This is a genomic window from Streptomyces sp. NPDC030222, from assembly GCF_055573115.1.
The window spans coordinates 92543-108811 of the sequence record NZ_JBVICA010000010.1; the positions used below are offsets into that span (position 1 = coordinate 92543).

Genomic DNA, 16269 nt, shown 5'->3' on the forward strand with positions numbered 1-16269 from the left:
GTGAGGGCGGGAGGGAGCCGGTGATGGACGACAAGGAGCTCAAGGAGACCCTGAGGGTCGGCGTCGCCGTGCGGCGACGGCGTCGGGTCCTGGATCTGACGCTGGCCGCGGTGGCCGAACGCAGCGGCCTGTCCGTGCCTTTCCTCAGCCAGGTCGAGAACGACAGGGCGCGCCCCAGCACGCGCTCGCTCCACCGCATTGCCGAGGCCCTGGAGACCACGGCCGGCCAGCTGCGGGCGGCCGCCGACGCCTCCCGCACCGTGGACGTCGTCCGGGCCGGCGCCGGCGAGCCGTCCGGCACCGCGCGGCACCCCGCGGTACGGCGCCTGGTGCGCGGCCGGCACCAGCTGCACGCCCTGGAGTTCACCGGCGAGCACGACACCGGACGGGAGTACACCCACCGCAACGACGAGCTGCTCTACGTCGCCGACGGGGCGGTCGAGGTGGAGGCCGAGGGGAGCGCCCACCGGCTGGAGCGCGGCGACGCCCTCCACCTCTCGGGCGGCGTCCGGCACCGGTGGCGTGCCACGCAGCCCGGCACCCGCATCCTCGTCGTCGCCGTCGCCGACCACGTCGACATCGAGGAAGGCTGATCCCGGCCCGATGCGTGTCGTCTCCCTCGTGCCCTCGCTGACCGAGGCCGTCGCCGCCGGCGCGCCCGGCGTCCTCATCGGGGCCACCGACTGGTGCAGCCACCCTGTGGACCTCGATGTGATCCGTGTCAGGGGCACCAAGAACCCGGACGTGGACACGATCGTCCGGCTCCGCCCCGATCTCGTCCTGGCGAACGAGGAGGAGAACCGGGAACCCGACGTCGCTGCACTGCGCACCGCCGGCCTCGACGTCCTGGTCACCGAGGTGCGCACGTTGCCGCAGGCCTTCACGGAACTCGAACGGGTCCTCACCGCGTGCGGGGCGTCCCGGCCGCGCTGGCTCGACGACGCGGAGACGGCGTGGGCGGCCGTCGCCCCCGACGAGCCGCGGCGCGCGGTCGTGCCGGTCTGGCGCCGCCCGTGGATGGTCCTCGGGAGGGACACCTTCGCCGGCGACCTGCTCGCCCGTCTCGGCGTCCGCCACGCCTACGCGGACCACGCCGAGCGCTATCCGCGCATCGCCCTCGACGAACTGAACTCCGTCGGCGCCGAACTCGTCGTCCTCCCCGACGAGCCCTACCGGTTCACCGCGTCCGACGGACCCGAGGCCTTCCCGGGCCTTCCCGCGGCCCTCGTCAGCGGCCGCCACCTCACCTGGTACGGCCCCTCCCTGGCGGAGGCGCCCGCCGTCCTCACCGCGTCCCTACGGGCGGCAGGCGGCTGATCCGGCGTTCGCGGAGTCCGCCGCACCGCCGCACCGCCGTGTCGGCGTACCGGTGGGTTGGCGGGCGGCTGATCCGGCGAACGCGGCGTCCGCCTGCACCGCCGCACCACGGGAGCGAGGGAGCGGCGGGACGGCCCCGGAGGGTGATGCCGCCGGGCGGGACGCCCTCAGCCACGGACGGGTGAGGCCTGTGGCGCCGGGCGGGCCGGCAGGGCGCCGCTCAGGACGCCGTGGAGGGTCCGGGCACCCGCCGTCGCCCACGCGGCCAGCAGGAGGCCGAAGAGCAGACCGGCCAGCCAGTCGAAGGCGTGCAGGCCGGTGTGGCGTGCGAGGCCCGCCGCGCCGGTCACACAGGTGCCCACCGGGAAGGTGAAGGCCCACCAGGTCATGGCGAACGGCATTCCCCGGCGGGCCGCGCGCAGCACCATCGCGGCCGCGAGCGCCAGCCACATCAGCGCGAAGCCCATCACGGGCACCCCGTAGACCACCGCGAACGCGCCGAGCGCCCCGGCGTAGCCGTGGGGGACCGCTCCGGGGGCCACGACGGCCAGCTGGCTGACGGCGGTCGTGGACTGGCCGAGCGGCCCCAGGACGAGGAACAGGGCGGGAGTGAGGGCGAGCGGCAGGGGGCCGCCGTGCACCAGTCGGCCGAAGACCAGGGGCAGCATCAGCAGGGTCGCGAGCAGGCTCAGCCCGAACATCGCGTAGCAGGCCAGGACCATCGCCTCGCGGGCCTGCCCGGCCGGGAGGTGCGGGACGAGGAGCGGACCGACCGCTGCCGACACCATGGGCGCGACCACCGGGAGCAGCCACACCGGGGAGGCCTGGCCGGGCTCGATGCGGTGGCGCACCACCATCAGGTACGGCACGCCCACCGCGACGGCGAGGCCGAGGAGCGTGCCCCAGGAGAACAGCACCGTGTCCACGACGACCGCGGCGGGTTCGCCGATCACGTCCTTGCCGACGACGAGGGTGGCGGCGCCGACCGCGAGCAGGGCCATCGACGCGCAGCCCTGGAAGGGGGCGACCGCGGGGTCGAGGAGGTCGGCCCGGCCCTGGTCGGGGTCGTGGAGCCAGTGTGCGGCGCGCACCGTCAGCACGACGGCCAGCAGCAGGACGGACAGGGCCCAGGGAATCGCGGTGCCCGGTACGCCGACGGCGGCGCCCGCGGTGGCCACGATCGCGGTGCCCATGACGGTGGCGTACCAGTTCGGTCCGAAGTGACGGACGGTGTCCCAGCGGGGTGGGCCGGGATGTGTGGACTGTCGAGCGAGGGTGATCGCCATGGCCCCACTGTCCTGTGGATGCCCGGCTCCGACCAGGGGCGTTTTTTCTATGAGGTCATAAACTGACCTTATGACTGTCGGGGAGGGGCGGGAGCCCGTGGCTCACCGTGTGCCGGACCTGGGCGCGCTGGAACTGCTGCTGGCCGTGGCCCGCCACGGCAGTCTCGGGCGGGCCGCCCGGGACCTGGGCATCACGCAGCCTGCCGCGAGCAGCAGGATCCGCTCGATGGAGCGGATGCTCGGTGTGGCCTTGGTCGACCGTTCCCCGCGCGGGTCCCGGCTGACGGACGAGGGCGCGCTGGTCACCGACTGGGCCCGGCGCATCGTCGAGGCCGCCGAGGCGTTCGACGTGGGAGCGCAGGCCCTGCGCGCGCGGCGCGACTCGAGGCTCCGGGTGGCCGCGAGCATGACGATCGCGGAATACCTGCTGCCCGGCTGGCTGATCGCACTCCGCGGCGATCGTCCCGGGACGGCCGTCTCGCTGCTCGCCGGGAACTCGGCGGCGGTCGCCGAGCGGCTCCTGGCCGACGAGGCCGACCTGGGTTTCGTGGAGGGCCTGTCCGTGCCGGCCGGGCTGACCGGCGCGGTCGTCGGCCACGACCGCCTGGTCGTCGCCGTCGCCCCGGGGCACCCCTGGGCGCGGCGCCGGAAACCGCTGCCGCCGGCCGAACTCGCCGCCGCCCCACTGATCCTGCGCGAGCGCGGCTCCGGCACCCGCCAGGTGCTGGACGCGGCCCTCGCCTCGTACGGCGGTCTGGCCGACCCGCTGCTGGAACTCGCCTCCACCACCGCCGTCAAGGCCGCGGCGGTCAGCGGCGCGGGCCCCTGCGTCCTCAGTGAACTCGCGGTCGGCGAGGAACTGGCCGCGCGCCGCCTGGTCCGGGTGCCGGTCGACGGTGTGTACCTGCACCGCGATCTGCGGGCGATCTGGCGCCCGGCCCGCCGCCCCGCCGGGCCGGCCCGGGACCTGCTGTCGCTCACCCGCCGGAAACCCTAGGAAGCCCCGGGTATTGCCCGGGCAACGCCCCAGGGTCACCGGTCACCGGTCACCGGGACCTCGGCCGTGGAGGCTCCGCCCTCGATCGCGAACGCCTCCGGCCCCGTCCTTCCCAGGGCCGCCCCGTGACGACCTGGGAAGGACGGGGCCGGAGGCAGCGTTCGGGCCGGGGCCTATTCCGCCGCCCGCACCAGGGCCGACATGACCCGGATGTCCTCGCCCATCTCCGGGTGCCACTGGACGCCCAGCACCCATGGCCCGCCGGGCAGTTCGACGGCCTCCACGGTGCCGTCGTCCGAGGCGTGGGCGGAGGCGACCAGACCCTCGCCCAGGCGGTCGACGGCCTGGTGGTGGTACGTCGGCACGGACGACTCCTCCGGCACGACGGAGGCGTAGAGCGTGCCGGGCACCGGTTTCACCGCGTGGCGGCCGAGGACGCCGACACCGTCGGTGTGACCGTCCAGGTGCTGGACGAGCGTGCCGCCGAGGGCGACGTTCAGCAGCTGCATGCCGCGGCAGATGCCGAGCAACGGGGTGCCGGACGCCAGCGCCGCGTCGATCAGGGCGAGTTCCCAGGCGTCCCGTTCCGGTGCGGGCGGTCCCGTCCGCGGGTCGCGTCCGGCTCCGTAGCGCGCGGGGTCCACGTCCGCACCGCCCGCGATCACCAGGGCGTCGAGCCGGGCGACCACGGCCGCGGCCCGGTCCGGGTCGTCGGGCGGGACCATCGCGGCCAGGCCGCCCGACGCCTGGACCAGCCGGGGGTACCCGGCGGGCAGCAGCGCGGCGGGCAGGTCCCACACGCTCCACCGCGCGGACGTCTCCCAGTAGGTGCTGAGGCCGATGAGCGGCATGGTCACGAGGTCTCCGTTCCGTCCCGTACGGGAATCAGTTGCGTTCGAGTTCGGCCTCGGCCGCCGCCAGTGCCGCGAACTCCTCCTCGGGAGCGGACGCGACGAGCCGGTGCCGGCTGTAGAAGGCGAAGTAGGCGAGGGCGACGACGTAGACGCCCAGGGCGATGAACGCCGCATCCTTGTCCACCAGGAACGTCGCCACGAGAGCGGACAGGGCGAGGACGAAGGCCACCGCCGAGGTCACGACGCCGCCCGGGGTGCGGTACGGCCGTTCGAGGTCCGGCTCGCGGCGCCGCAGCACGATGTGCGACAGCGACATCAGGGCGTAGGAGATGGTCGCGCCGAAGACGGCGACGTTGAGCATCCGCGCGCCGTCACCCGTGCCCGCCGCCAGTGCGAAGCCGATGGTGCCCGGCACCACCAGGCCCAGCCAGGGGGCCTTGCGGCGGCTGGTCAGCGACAGGAAGCGGGGCAGGTAGCCGGCCCGGGAGAGCGCGAACAGCTGCCGGGACCCGGCGTAGATCAGCGAGAAGAACGACGCCACCAGTCCGGCCAGTCCCGCGTAGTTCACGAACCGGCTCAGCGGTGTCGGGTCGCCGTCCCCCTGCAGCGCGGTGACCAGCGGATTCCCCGCTTCCTGGATGGCGGCGGAGCCGCGGGCACCGGCCGAGGCGAAGAACGTCAGCAGGGCGAGCACCACCAGGATGCCCATGGATATGGCCATGGCCCGGGGCAGCGTACGGGCGGGGTCCTTGGTCTCCTCGGCGGCCAGCGGTACGCCCTCGACGCCCAGGAAGAACCACATGCCGAAGGGGAACGCGGCCCAGATGCCGAGGATGCCGAACGGCAGCCAGGAGTTCGCCCCGAAGGCGCCCTCGGACACCGGGATGTCGTTGAGCCGGGCGGCGTCGAAGTCGGTGAACGCCCCCACAGCGAAGATCAGCAGTGCCGCCACGGCGATGCCCGTCACCACGAAGCTGAACCGCAGTGCCTCGCCGACGCCCCACAGATGGATCCCGATGAAGATCACGAAGCAGGCGAGGTAGACCGGCCAGCCCGAGGTCAGGCCGAAGAGCCCGAGCGACTCGACGTAGTCGCCGATGAAGATGGCGATGGCCGCGGGGGCGAGGACGTACTCGATCAGGATCGCCGTTCCGGTCAGGAAGCCGCCCCAGGTGCCGAGCGCCCGGCGCGCGAAGCCGTAGCCGCCGCCCGCGGTCGGCAGGACGGACGACAGCTCGGCGAGCGAGAAGACCATGCAGGCGTACATCAGCCCCATGAGGACCATGGCGACGGCGAGCCCGCCGAAGCCGCCCTCGGCGAGGCCGAAGTTCCAGCCGGAGAAGTCGCCCGACACGACATAGGCGACGCCGAGCCCGGTGAGCAGCAGCCAGCCGGCGCTGCCGCGGCGCAGGGTCCGCCGTTCCAGGTAGTCGGATTCCGTGGTCGACGGTGGGGTGGTGGTGTGCTCTGCGCTTTCCAGACTCATGGCGCGGCTCCCGGAGTGAGGGGGCTCAATGGAATGGAGCCATACCTTTGCCGCGTCGAGCCCGGAAATCAAGACCTGTGCGTAACGGCGTGGTTAACCGGCGCTCACATCAGGAACCCCCGCAGCAGTGCCGCCGTACCCGCGCAGTGCTCGCGCATCATCTCCCGAGCCCCGTCCGCGTCCCCGTCCAGCACCGCCTCTACCAGCGCGGTGTGCTGCCGCTGCGAGTGCTCCAGGTTCCGCACCAGCAGCGGGATGCAGTCCAGGAGTTCGTTGACCGTCGCCCGGTTGGCCGCGTACTGCGCGGTGAGCGTCGGGGAGCCGGACAGCTCGGCGATGGTCAGGTGCAGCAGCGTGTCCAGCCGCCGGTAGTCCGCCAGCGGCGCGTCGTGCGTGGCGGCCAGTGCCGCCCGCAGCCGCTCGGCCTGCTCGTCGGTCAGGCCGTGCGCCGCGCACAGTCCGGCGGCCCCCACCTCCAGCACCTCCCGGAACCGCAGGACGTCCTCCACGTCCACCCCGGCGAGGCGGCGGCGCAGCTCCTCCTCGGCCCCGCCCGCCGGTGCCTCGGGGCGCTGCAGCACGAACGTTCCTCCGTACCGCCCGCGCCGCGACTCGACCAGGCCCTGGTCCTGGAGGACCTTCAGCACCTCGCGCAGGGTCACCCGGCTGATGCCGAGCCGGTCGGCCAGTTCCCGCTCGGCCGGCAGCCGCTCGCCGCCCGGCACCAGGCCCAGCCGCACGACCTGCAGGATCTGCTCCAACGCCTCCTCGAAGCCATTGCCCGCGCGCACCGGCCGCAGCACATGGGTCAGGCGTCCGTCGGAGTCAACCTCGGTCATCTTGCGGTTCCCCCTTCCCAATCAATGGTTCTCCCTCATACCTTAGGGCTCCCGGCTGACCGAAGGAGGCTTTCCCCGTGGCAGACCGCACAGCCCCGCTCGGCATCGAGGAGCTGCACGCCCTCGTCCGTAGCGGTGAGATCGACACTGTCGTCCTCGCCTTCCCCGATATGCAAGGGCGACTTCAGGGCAAGCGGTTCGCCGCGACGTTCTTCCTCGACGAGGTCCTCAAGCACGGCACCGAGGGCTGCAACTACCTGCTCGCGGTCGACGTGGACCTGAACACCGTGGACGGCTACGCCATGTCGTCCTGGGAACGGGGCTACGGCGACTTCGCCATGCATCCCGACCTCTCGACCCTGCGCCGCGTGCCCTGGAACGAGGGCACCGCCCTGCTCCTGGCCGACCTGGCCTGGAACGACGGCACGCCGGTGGCCGCCGCGCCCCGCCAGATCCTGCGCCGCCAGCTCGCCCGGCTCGCCGAGCACGGCTGGACCGCGCACGTCGGCACCGAGCTGGAGTTCATCGTCTTCAGGGACAGCTACGAGCAGGCCTGGGACCGCGGCTACCGCGACCTGACCCCGGCCAACCAGTACAACGTCGACTACTCCGTCCTCGGCACCAGCCGCGTCGAGCCACTGCTGCGGCGCATCCGCAACGAGATGGCCACCGCCGGACTGACGGTGGAGTCGGCCAAGGGCGAGTGCAACCTCGGCCAGCACGAGATCGCCTTCCGCTACGACGAGGCCCTGGTCACCTGCGACCAGCACGCCGTCTACAAGACCGGCGCCAAGGAGATCGCCTCCCAGGAGGGCGTGGCGCTCACCTTCATGGCGAAGTTCAACGAGCGCGAGGGCAACTCCTGCCACATCCACCTCTCGCTCCAGGACGCCGACGGCACCAACGTCATGGCCGGCGACGGACCCGGCGGCATGTCACCGACGATGCGGCAGTTCCTCGCCGGACAGCTCGCCGCGATGCGGGACTTCTCGCTGCTCTACGCGCCCAACATCAACTCCTACAAGCGCTTCCAGCCCGGCAGCTTCGCCCCCACCGCCGTGGCCTGGGGCTACGACAACCGCACCTGTGCGCTGCGCGTGGTCGGCCACGGCCGCTCGATGCGCTTCGAGAACCGCGTTCCCGGCGGCGACGTCAACCCGCACCTCGCCGTCGCCGGACTCGTCGCCGCGGGCCTGTACGGCATCGAGAACGAGCTCGAACTCCCCGAGGCCTGTTCCGGCAACGCCTACACCGGCGACTACGAGCACGTCCCGACCACCCTCCGCGAGGCCGCCGACCTGTGGGCCAGCAGCCCGATCGCCAAGGCCGCCTTCGGGGCCGAAGTCGTCCAGCACTACCAGAACATGGCGCGCGTCGAGCTCGAGGCCTTCGATGCCGCGGTGACCGACTGGGAGCGCTTCCGCTCCTTCGAACGCATGTGAGGCCCTCCTTGTCCCACCCGAACGAGCCCTACGAGCTCCAGGTGCTCAACCCGGCGACCGAGGAGGTCGTCGCCACCGTGCCCGGCGCCACCACTGCGGACGTCGACGCCGCCGTCGCCCGCGCGGCAGCTGCGCAGACCGGCTGGGCGGCACTGCCGCCCGCCGACCGGGCCCGCGCCCTGCGCCGCTTCGCGGCCGTCGTCGACGACCACATCGAGGAACTCGCCCGCCTGGAGGTGCGCGAGGCCGGGCACACCATCGGCAACGCCCGCTGGGAAGCCGGCAACGTCCGCGACCTGCTCGACTTCTCGGCCGGGGGAGTGGAGCGGCTCAGCGGCCGGCAGATCCCCGTCCCCGGCGGCCTCGACGTCACGATCCTCGAACCGCTCGGCGTCATCGGGATCATCGCGCCCTGGAACTTCCCCATGCCGATCGCCGCCTGGGGCACCGCCCCCGCACTCGCCGCCGGCAACGCGGTCCTCCTCAAGCCCGCCGAGACCACACCGCTCACCGCGCTCCGGCTCGCCGAGCTCGCCCTGGAGGCCGGGCTGCCCGAGCACCTCTTCCAGGTGCTGCCGGGCGCAGGCACGGTCGCGGGCGAAGCCATCGTCGAACACCCCGGCGTCGCCAAGATCGTGTTCACCGGGTCGACCCGGGTCGGCAAGGGCATCATGGCCAAATGCGCGGACCGGGTGAAGCGGGTGACGCTGGAACTCGGCGGCAAGAGCCCGAACATCGTCTTCGCCGACGCCGACATCGAGGCCGCCGCGGCCGCCGCCCCCATGTCCTTCCTCGACAACGGCGGACAGGACTGCTGCGCCCGCACCCGGATCCTCGTCCAGCGGACGGTGTACGACCGTTTCCTGGAGCTGCTGGCCCCGGCCGTCGAGTCCGTCGTCGTCGGCGACCCCTCCGACGAGGAGACCCAGATGGGCCCGCTGATCTCCCGCGTCCAGCTGGACCGGGTGCGGTCCTACGTCACCGACGATCTCACCACCATCCGGGGCAAGGCCCCCGAAGGCCCCGGCTTCTGGTTCCCGCCCACCGTCGTCACCGGTGTCGACGCGGCCGCCCCGGTCGCCGCCGAGGAGGTCTTCGGACCCGTCGCCGTCGTGCTGCCCTTCGACGACGAGGCCGACGCGATCCGGCTCGCCAACGCCACCGAGTACGGCCTCTCCGGCTCCATCTGGACCCGTGACGTCGGCCGGGCGATCCGCGTCTCCCGGTCCGTCGCCGCCGGCAACCTCTCCGTCAACTCCCACAGCAGCGTCCGCTACTGGACCCCGTTCGGCGGCTACAAGCAGTCCGGACTCGGCCGCGAACTCGGGCCCGACGCCCTCACCGCTTTCACCGAAACCAAGAACGTCTTCATCAGCACGGAGGCCTGAGCACATGACCGACCAGACCAGCAACTGCCGCCGCCTGGAGGGCCGGACCGCCGTCATCACCGGAGCCGGCAGCGGCATCGGTCTCGCGACCGCCCGCCGTCTCGCCTCCGAGGGCGCGAACGTCGTCTGCGCCGACATCGACGAGGTGGCCGGCAAGACCGCGGCCGAGGAGGTCGGCGGGACCTTCGTGAAGGTCGACGTCACCGACCCCGAGCAGGTGGAGGCGCTCTTCAAGACCGCGTTCGACACCTACGGCTCGGTCGACATCGCCTTCAACAACGCCGGGATCTCCCCGCCGGACGACGACTCCATCCTCACCACCGGCCTGGAGGCCTGGAAGCGCGTCCAGGAGGTCAACCTCACCTCCGTCTACCTCTGCTGCAAGGCAGCCATCCCCTACATGAGGCGCCAGGGCAAGGGCTCCATCATCAACACCGCGTCCTTCGTCGCCATCATGGGCGCCGCCACCTCGCAGATCTCGTACACCGCGTCCAAGGGCGGCGTCCTCGCCATGTCCCGCGAGCTCGGTGTGCAGTTCGCCCGGGAGGGCATCCGCGTCAACGCGCTCTGCCCGGGGCCGGTCAACACCCCGCTCCTCCAGGAGCTGTTCGCCAAGGACCCTGAGCGGGCCGCGCGCCGGCTGGTCCACATCCCGGCGGGACGCTTCGCCGAGGCCGAGGAGATCGCCGCGGCCGTGGCCTTCCTCGCCAGTGACGACTCGTCCTTCGTCAACGCCACCGACTTCCTGGTCGACGGCGGTATCTCCGGCGCGTACGTCACGCCGCTGTAGACCCGGGTCCTCCGACCGGCTCCCCGGCGGCCGGGCGTCCTTGCGACGTCCGGCCGCCCCGCGGTGACCTTGGCCCGGGGCACTGCGGGGACGCGACGGCGGCCGCCGACAGCGGCACCGGCCCCCGCACGCCACGCCCCGGGACATCCGCGCGCGCCGGGCCCTCAGAGGAACGTCCGGCCCTCCCCGCGGTAGGTGGGCACCTTCGCCGTCACCCGGTCACCCTCGATCAGATGCAGGCTGTCGAAGCGCTCGCACAGCTCCCCGGCCTTCGCGTGCCGGAACCACACCTTGTCGCCGATCAGCAGGTCGTCGGCCGCGGATCCCAGCAGCGGGGTCTGAACCTCGCCCGGACCCTCCATCGGGTCGTACCGCAGCCCCTCCGGCAGCCAGGGCACCGGGAGCCGGTCCGGGCCCACGGCCCCCGACGCGGGATAGCCGCCGCCCAGCACCGTCACCACGCCCACGCCCGGCCGGCGGACCACCGGCAACGCGAACAGCGCCGCCGGACGGCCGCTGAACGACGTGTAGTTGTCGAACAGCCGCGGCTGGAACAGTCCCGAGCCCGCCGCGATCTCCGTCACCGCGTCCTCCGCGGCCGTGTGCTGCACGCTGCCCGTACCGCCGCCGTTCACGAACTCCAGGTCCGGCGCCACGGCCCGTACCGCGCCGACGACCGCGGCCCGCCGCTCCGCCAGCTCCCGGCGAGCCGACACCTGCATCAGCCGGACGGCCCGCGAGCGCAGGGGGTGCCCGGGCACCGCGTCCCCCACCCCGGCCACATGCCCCTCGTAGGCCATGAGCCCCACCAGCCGGAATCCCGGCCGGCGCACCACGGAGCGGGCCACCTCCGCCACCTGGGCGGGGGAGTGCAGCGGGGACCGCCGCGCCCCCACCCGTATGCGGCCGCCCAGCAGCCGCAGCGAGGTGTCCAGTTCCACGCACACCCGGATCTCCTCGCCGCCGCCGGCCCGCGCCGCGTCGATCAGATCCAGCTGCGCCGGGTCGTCCACCATCACCGTGACCGCACCGGCCAGTTTGGCGTCGGCGGCCAGCTCCGCGAACCCCGAGCGGTCCGCCGACGGGTACGCCAGCAGGACGTCGTCGAAGCCCGCGCGTGCGAGCCACAGCGACTCGGCCAGCGTGAAGGACATGATCCCGGAGAACCCGCCGCGGGCCAGCACCCGCTCCAGCAGGGCCCGGCACCGCACCGACTTGGCGGCCACCCGGACCGGTTTCCCGCCGGCCCGGCGGACCAGACCGTCCGCGTTGGCGTCGAACGCATCGAGATCGACCACGGCGAGCGGGGCGTCGAGATGGGCGGTGGCCCGGTCGTACCGGGCTCGGTCGGCAGCACGGGTGGTCATGGCCGAAGCCTGCCAGACGCGGATTACCCCAAGGTAGGGGACGATCCGGGCCAGATCGCCCCGGCCTTGCGTCCGGTTCCCACCGGCGCTGCGGCAGCCCGTAAAGTGACGCCCATTCGGTTGCCCGTCCACCTGCCGTCGAACGGCGATCCCATGGTGGCGCGGGTCACGACGCGCGGACGGACAGGGGGAACGGATGACCACCGACCCACGCCGTCCCCGCCTCCCCTCCGACGTACCACCGCCACCGTCCCACCCGCCGCGCACCCACGGCCCGTCCGGCCCCGGGGTACCACGCGTGTCGGCTGCGCCCGGCGGCCCGCTGTCGTCTTCATCGGACGCGCGCCCCGGGGCTCCTGTGGGTGAGTCGGGGGGCTTCTTGGGTCGGCGTCCGGTGATTCCGCCGCGGCCTTCGCGGGATCCGGTGCCTTCTGGGGAGGGGCCGCGCTCGGCCTCTCGCGTTCCGGCTTCGCCTGATGCTTCGCTGTCGTCTTCCGTGGATGTGCGTCCGGGGGCTCCTGTGGGTGAGTTGGGGGGCTTTTTGGGTCGGCGTCCGGTGATTCCGCCGCGGCCTTCGCGGGATCCGGTGCCTTCTGGGGAGGGGCCGCGCTCGGCCTCTCGCGTTCCGGCGCCGGCCGGTGTCCCGTCGTGGACCGACGCGCCCGCGACGGACGTGACCGAGTCACGGTCTGCCGTCGCCGGGACGGGCACCACGCGGCACACCGCGCCGCCGCACGGCAGTCCGCCACCGCGGCCCGCGCCCGTCGGCGGACCGCGGGCCGTGCCGGACGACGCGCAGGCGGGGCAGCGGCCGGGCGCGGCTGCCGGACCGGCGCCCCGGCCGACCGGGGTCCCGCTGCCCGGATTCGTTCCGCCATCCGTACCGCCGGAGTTCGCCGTCGAGACCACCGTCCGGCTCCGTCCCGTGCCGGCGCGCACGCCGGGGCGGGTGGCCGCGGTCGCCGTCGGCGTGGTGCTCGGGCTCGGCCTGACCGGTGGCGCCGCGGCGGGAAGCTGGCTCACCGGCGCGGCGGACGACCGGCCCGCCGCCGAACGCGCCTTCGACGATGCGCGCGGCCTCTGGCACAACGTGCCCGTCGACACCCTCTTCCCGCCCACCCTCGACGGCGGCGGCGCCGGCCCCGGCGGCGCGGACCGCACATGGACCAGGATCGCCGTCGCGCCCGACACGGAGTGCGGCCGCGAAGCCCTCGACCCGCTGCTGGTGACCGCGCTGGAGGCGGTCGGCTGCACGCGGCTGCTGCGGGCCACCTACACCGACGCCACGAGCAGCAGCGTCACCACCGTGGGCATGGTCTTCACCAAGGCCGACCCCAGGACCACGACCGCGCTCCGGGACCGTTTTACGAAGGACCTGAAGAAGCGCCGCGACCTGATGCCGCGGGCGCAGGCCGTCGCCGGCACGGTCGCGGCCGGATTCGACGACGACGCGCGGGCGAGCTGGACGGTCAGCGTCCTCACCGACGCGCCGGTCGTCGTGTACGCGGTCTCAGGGTTCGCCGACGGCCGCGCGGTCACCGACCCCCAGCCCGCCGAGGACGCCGTGGTCCCGGGTGCCGCGACCGCCCCCGCCCAGGCGGGCCTGGGCCACGACGCCAAGGGCATCGCCGACCGAATCGAACGCTCCCTGCGCAGGACCGTCACCCAGGAGCGGCCCCGATGACCCGACGCTCGCATGCGCTACGCCGGGCCGCGGCCCTCGGGGCCGCCGCCGTGCTGGCGCTGCTGCCCGCCGCCCCCGCGCAGGCGGACACGATCAGGGCCCGGCAGTGGGAGCTGTCCGCCATGCACACCGAGGAGGCCTGGCGGACGACCAAGGGCAAGGGCGTCACCGTCGCCGTGCTCGACACCGGGGTGGACGACAGCCACCCGGACCTGGAAGGACAGGTCCTGCCGGGGAAGGACCTCATCGGCTTCGGGGCGAAGCGCGGGGACCGGGCATGGGCCCGGCACGGCACCGCGATGGCCGGGATCATCGCCGGGCACGGACACGGCCCCGACCGCGGCGACGGGGTCCTCGGGATCGCCCCCGAGGCGAAGATCCTGCCCGTCAGGGTGATCCTCGAAGGGACCGACGCGGAACGGAAGAAGGCCCGCGCATCACGGGGCAGGGCCCTCGCCGACGGGATCCGCTGGGCCGCCGACCAGGGCGCCGACGTCATCAACCTCTCCCTCGGGGACGACAGCGAGTCGGCGCACCCGGAGGCGGCCGAGGACGCCGCCGTCCAGTACGCACTCGCCAAGGGCTCCGTGGTCGTCGCCTCCGCGGGGAACGGCGGGGAGAAGGGCGACCACATCTCCTTCCCCGCGGCCTATCCCGGAGTGATCGCGGTCACCGCCGTCGACCGCTTCGGGACCCACGCCTCGTTCTCCACCCGGCGCTGGTACGCCACCGTGAGCGCACCCGGGGTGGACGTCGTGATCGCCGACCCGGACCGCAAGTACTACGAGGGCTGGGGCACGAGCGCGGCCGCCGCGTTCGTGTCGGGGGCGGTCGCCCTCGTGCGCTCGGCACACCCGGGCCTCGAACCCGCCCAGATCAAGAAGCTGCTCGCCGACACCGCCCGCAACTCCCCGAAGGGCGGCCGTGACGACTCCCGGGGCCACGGCATGATCGACCCCGCCGCCGCGATCAAGGCCGGGGCGGCGGTTGATCGGAAGACCGGCCTCCGCGCCGGTACGACCCCGGGCCACCAGGCCCGCTACTTCGGGCCCGGCCCCGACACGTCCCGCGGCACCCCCGGCACCCCCGGCCTGCCCGTCCTGGTGGCAGGCGGCACCGGCGCAGCCCTGCTGCTCGCCGCGGCACTCCTCTGGCACGGCGGCACCCGCTCCCGAGCCAGGTGACACGAGGCAGCGTCCCGGCCTCGTGCCTTGCGGACGGCCGGCGCGCCCTTGGCTTCGTGGTGGCGGTCACCGTCCCGCGGCGGCAGACGACGGTGACGGCAACCCGGCCTTCATGATCCGTCGGCAGTTGCCCAGCGCGGGTGGCGCGATGGCTTCCCGCCCTGCGGTCCGGTGACCCGACGGCCGCAGGCCCCGGCCTCGTGGCTCGAAGACAGCAGCCCTCGCTTGCCGGGGCGGCCTGCCCCGGTTCGGATGACAACCGCGAATGCCCGCGCCCGACGGCCGGACGGCACGCCCGGCACGTGCCGAGCCGCACGCGCCCCCGACCCACCGGCCCGGGCCTGTGGGCGGCCCGGCCCCGACCGGGGGCGGCAGCCCCCGCCCCCTCCCCGGTGATCCGGCCCCCGCAGCGCTCCCGTTAGGCTCGTCGCGTGGCGCTCAAGAACATTCCCGACCCCGGTTTCTCCGACGACGACGGTTCCGCCGACCCCCGGCTGGCCGCGGCGCTCGCCGCGTGGGCCGAGGACCGGTCGGCCGAGCGGGACGTGCTGGTGGCCCTGAAGGGCGCCCGGCTGCTCGTCCCGGTCGTCGCCGTCCTCGGCGAGGTCGAGGAGGACGAGAACGGCCTGCGCCGCGAGAAGACGAGCGACATGGCCGTTCCCACACTGCGCGCGGGCGACCGGAAGGCCCTGCCCGCATTCACCTCGACCGCCTCGCTGGCGCTGTGGGACCCCGAGGCCCGGCCCGTCGCCGTACCGCTGCACCAGGCGCTCCAGGCGGCCGCGCACGAGAAGGCCGACACCGTCGTCCTCGACCTCGCCGGTCCCGTCCCGTACGAACTGAAGGGCGCGGCCCTGCTCGCCCTCGCCGAGGGCCGTACCAGCACGGATCCGCTCGACGACCCGGCGGTCGTCGGAGCCGTCCGGGCGGCGGTCGCCGCCGAGACGGCGGTGCTCCGCGCCCATCTCGGCCCGGGCCGGGCCGACGGCACGCTCGCGCTGGTGCTCGCCGCGGACGCCGTCCCGGCCGAGGCGGTGCGACGGGTCGCCGAGGCACTGGCCGCCGACGACGTGCTGAGGGCCCGCCTGGTGCACGGCCTCGACCTGGCACTGCTGCCGGCCGGGACGGTGCCTCCGGGCGAGCCCCTCTACGTACGTGTGTGAACGTCTGCGTCCTCGTACCCGTGCGTGAACCCCGCGTACGTGTGGGGTCAGCGGCCGTAGACCGGCCCGGTGTACTTCTCGCCCGGGCCCTGGCCCGGCTCGTCCGGCACCAGGGACGCCTCGCGGAACGCCAGCTGGAGCGACTTCAGGCCGTCCCGCAGCGGTGCCGCGTGGAAGGAGCTGATCTCCGTCGCGCTCGCGTCCATCAGTCCGGCGAGGGCGTGGATCAGCTTGCGGGCCTCGTCCAGGTCCTTGTGCGCTTCGCCCTCCTCGGTCAGCCCGACCTTCACGGCGGCGGCGCTCATGAGGTTGACCGCGACCGTCACGATCACCTCGACCGCGGGGACCTCCGCGATGTCGCGGGCCATGGCGTCGAAGTCGGGGGTCGTCTCGTTGCTGGGGGTCGCGTCACTCATGCCCCACACGATAGGCCCCGCCGGCCGCGCGGTGGCCGTGGGGCGGCGGGCGTCCC

The 16269-nt window shown here is 73.8% G+C and carries 15 protein-coding genes; 9 read left to right on the forward strand and 6 right to left on the reverse strand.

Going from position 1 to position 16269, the window contains the following annotated elements; genetic code table 11:
• The first annotated feature begins 23 nt into the window (after positions 1-23).
• Positions 24-593: a helix-turn-helix domain-containing protein gene (locus tag ACZ4Z5_RS16665; protein ID WP_468262860.1), complete on the forward strand. Its 570-nt coding sequence runs from the start codon at positions 24-26 to the stop codon at positions 591-593.
• A gap of 10 nt (positions 594-603) precedes the next feature.
• Entirely contained in the window at positions 604-1317 is a 714-nt protein-coding gene (locus ACZ4Z5_RS16670; RefSeq protein ID WP_468262862.1) for a helical backbone metal receptor, read from the forward strand.
• Positions 1318-1484: 167 nt separating this feature from the next.
• Here ACZ4Z5_RS16670 and ACZ4Z5_RS16675 read toward each other — a convergent pair whose 3' ends face one another.
• The gene (locus ACZ4Z5_RS16675) at positions 1485-2603 is read right to left on the reverse strand and encodes a TDT family transporter (RefSeq protein WP_468262864.1); all 1119 of its coding nucleotides are present in this window, start codon (positions 2601-2603) and stop codon (positions 1485-1487) included.
• 70 nt (positions 2604-2673) lie between these two features.
• Here ACZ4Z5_RS16675 and ACZ4Z5_RS16680 point away from each other — a divergent pair, with 70 nt between their 5' ends.
• Positions 2674-3600, forward strand: coding sequence for a LysR family transcriptional regulator (locus ACZ4Z5_RS16680; RefSeq protein WP_468262867.1), 927 nt, complete (start codon positions 2674-2676; stop codon positions 3598-3600).
• A 173-nt stretch (positions 3601-3773) separates the two neighbouring features.
• Here the strand turns inward: ACZ4Z5_RS16680 and ACZ4Z5_RS16685 are convergent, their stop codons facing one another.
• The 3 genes from ACZ4Z5_RS16685 to ACZ4Z5_RS16695 all read right to left on the reverse strand — a co-directional run bounded on the left by ACZ4Z5_RS16685 (position 3774) and on the right by ACZ4Z5_RS16695 (position 6779).
• The gene (locus ACZ4Z5_RS16685) at positions 3774-4451 is read right to left on the reverse strand and encodes a gamma-glutamyl-gamma-aminobutyrate hydrolase family protein (RefSeq protein ID WP_468263228.1); all 678 of its coding nucleotides are present in this window, start codon (positions 4449-4451) and stop codon (positions 3774-3776) included.
• 34 nt (positions 4452-4485) lie between these two features.
• The gene (gene eat / locus ACZ4Z5_RS16690; RefSeq protein ID WP_468262870.1) at positions 4486-5940 is read right to left on the reverse strand and encodes an ethanolamine permease; all 1455 of its coding nucleotides are present in this window, start codon (positions 5938-5940) and stop codon (positions 4486-4488) included.
• Positions 5941-6044: 104 nt separating this feature from the next.
• A complete protein-coding gene (locus ACZ4Z5_RS16695; protein ID WP_468262873.1) occupies positions 6045-6779 on the reverse strand; it encodes a FadR/GntR family transcriptional regulator in 735 nt (244 codons plus the stop codon).
• Between the two features lie 77 nt (positions 6780-6856).
• Between ACZ4Z5_RS16695 and ACZ4Z5_RS16700 the strand changes: the two genes are divergently transcribed.
• From ACZ4Z5_RS16700 to ACZ4Z5_RS16710, 3 genes are read left to right on the forward strand one after another with little or no spacing between them, the layout of a single operon-like run.
• Positions 6857-8221, forward strand: coding sequence for a glutamine synthetase family protein (locus ACZ4Z5_RS16700; protein WP_468262875.1), 1365 nt, complete (start codon positions 6857-6859; stop codon positions 8219-8221).
• An 8-nt stretch (positions 8222-8229) separates the two neighbouring features.
• Complete coding sequence (locus ACZ4Z5_RS16705) at positions 8230-9609, forward strand: aldehyde dehydrogenase family protein (protein WP_468262878.1); 1380 nt, start codon at positions 8230-8232, stop codon at positions 9607-9609.
• Between the two features lie 4 nt (positions 9610-9613).
• Complete coding sequence (locus ACZ4Z5_RS16710) at positions 9614-10399, forward strand: 3-oxoacyl-ACP reductase (protein ID WP_468262880.1); 786 nt, start codon at positions 9614-9616, stop codon at positions 10397-10399.
• 164 nt (positions 10400-10563) lie between these two features.
• On the opposite strand, the gene ACZ4Z5_RS16715 is transcribed toward ACZ4Z5_RS16710, so the two are convergent.
• Positions 10564-11766, reverse strand: a complete 1203-nt coding sequence (locus ACZ4Z5_RS16715) for an amino acid deaminase/aldolase (protein WP_468262882.1) — start codon at positions 11764-11766, stop codon at positions 10564-10566.
• Between the two features lie 781 nt (positions 11767-12547).
• On the opposite strand from ACZ4Z5_RS16715, the gene ACZ4Z5_RS16720 reads away from it, so the two are divergent.
• The 3 genes from ACZ4Z5_RS16720 (at position 12548) to ACZ4Z5_RS16730 (ending at position 15797) form a co-directional block, all read left to right on the forward strand.
• Positions 12548-13450, forward strand: a complete 903-nt coding sequence (locus ACZ4Z5_RS16720; protein WP_468262885.1) for a hypothetical protein — start codon at positions 12548-12550, stop codon at positions 13448-13450.
• Positions 13447-14634, forward strand: coding sequence for a type VII secretion-associated serine protease mycosin (mycP, locus tag ACZ4Z5_RS16725; protein WP_468262887.1), 1188 nt, complete (start codon positions 13447-13449; stop codon positions 14632-14634). Before ACZ4Z5_RS16720 ends, mycP begins: the two co-directional genes overlap by 4 nt.
• Positions 14635-15065: 431 nt before the next feature.
• Positions 15066-15797 (forward strand): SseB family protein, encoded by a 732-nt coding sequence (locus ACZ4Z5_RS16730; protein WP_468262891.1) that lies wholly within the window; start codon positions 15066-15068, stop codon positions 15795-15797.
• 47 nt (positions 15798-15844) lie between these two features.
• Here ACZ4Z5_RS16730 and ACZ4Z5_RS16735 read toward each other — a convergent pair whose 3' ends face one another.
• The gene (locus ACZ4Z5_RS16735) at positions 15845-16213 is read right to left on the reverse strand and encodes a DUF1844 domain-containing protein (RefSeq protein WP_468262893.1); all 369 of its coding nucleotides are present in this window, start codon (positions 16211-16213) and stop codon (positions 15845-15847) included.
• Positions 16214-16269: the final 56 nt, after the last annotated feature.

Excerpts from the sequence above, each read along its gene's own strand:
- ACZ4Z5_RS16695 (WP_468262873.1), bottom strand. The coding sequence starts at position 6,779 with ATGACCGAGGTTGACTCCGACGGACGCCTGACCCATGTGCTGCGGCCG.
- ACZ4Z5_RS16680 (WP_468262867.1), top strand. The coding sequence starts at position 2,674 with ATGACTGTCGGGGAGGGGCGGGAGCCCGTGGCTCACCGTGTGCCGGAC.
- ACZ4Z5_RS16735 (WP_468262893.1), bottom strand. The coding sequence starts at position 16,213 with ATGAGTGACGCGACCCCCAGCAACGAGACGACCCCCGACTTCGACGCC.
- ACZ4Z5_RS16685 (WP_468263228.1), bottom strand. The coding sequence starts at position 4,451 with ATGCCGCTCATCGGCCTCAGCACCTACTGGGAGACGTCCGCGCGGTGG.
- ACZ4Z5_RS16675 (WP_468262864.1), bottom strand. The coding sequence starts at position 2,603 with ATGGCGATCACCCTCGCTCGACAGTCCACACATCCCGGCCCACCCCGC.
- ACZ4Z5_RS16670 (WP_468262862.1), top strand. The coding sequence starts at position 604 with ATGCGTGTCGTCTCCCTCGTGCCCTCGCTGACCGAGGCCGTCGCCGCC.
- mycP (WP_468262887.1), top strand. The coding sequence starts at position 13,447 with ATGACCCGACGCTCGCATGCGCTACGCCGGGCCGCGGCCCTCGGGGCC.
- ACZ4Z5_RS16715 (WP_468262882.1), bottom strand. The coding sequence starts at position 11,766 with ATGACCACCCGTGCTGCCGACCGAGCCCGGTACGACCGGGCCACCGCC.
- ACZ4Z5_RS16710 (WP_468262880.1), top strand. The coding sequence starts at position 9,614 with ATGACCGACCAGACCAGCAACTGCCGCCGCCTGGAGGGCCGGACCGCC.
- eat (WP_468262870.1), bottom strand. The coding sequence starts at position 5,940 with ATGAGTCTGGAAAGCGCAGAGCACACCACCACCCCACCGTCGACCACG.
- ACZ4Z5_RS16665 (WP_468262860.1), top strand. The coding sequence starts at position 24 with ATGGACGACAAGGAGCTCAAGGAGACCCTGAGGGTCGGCGTCGCCGTG.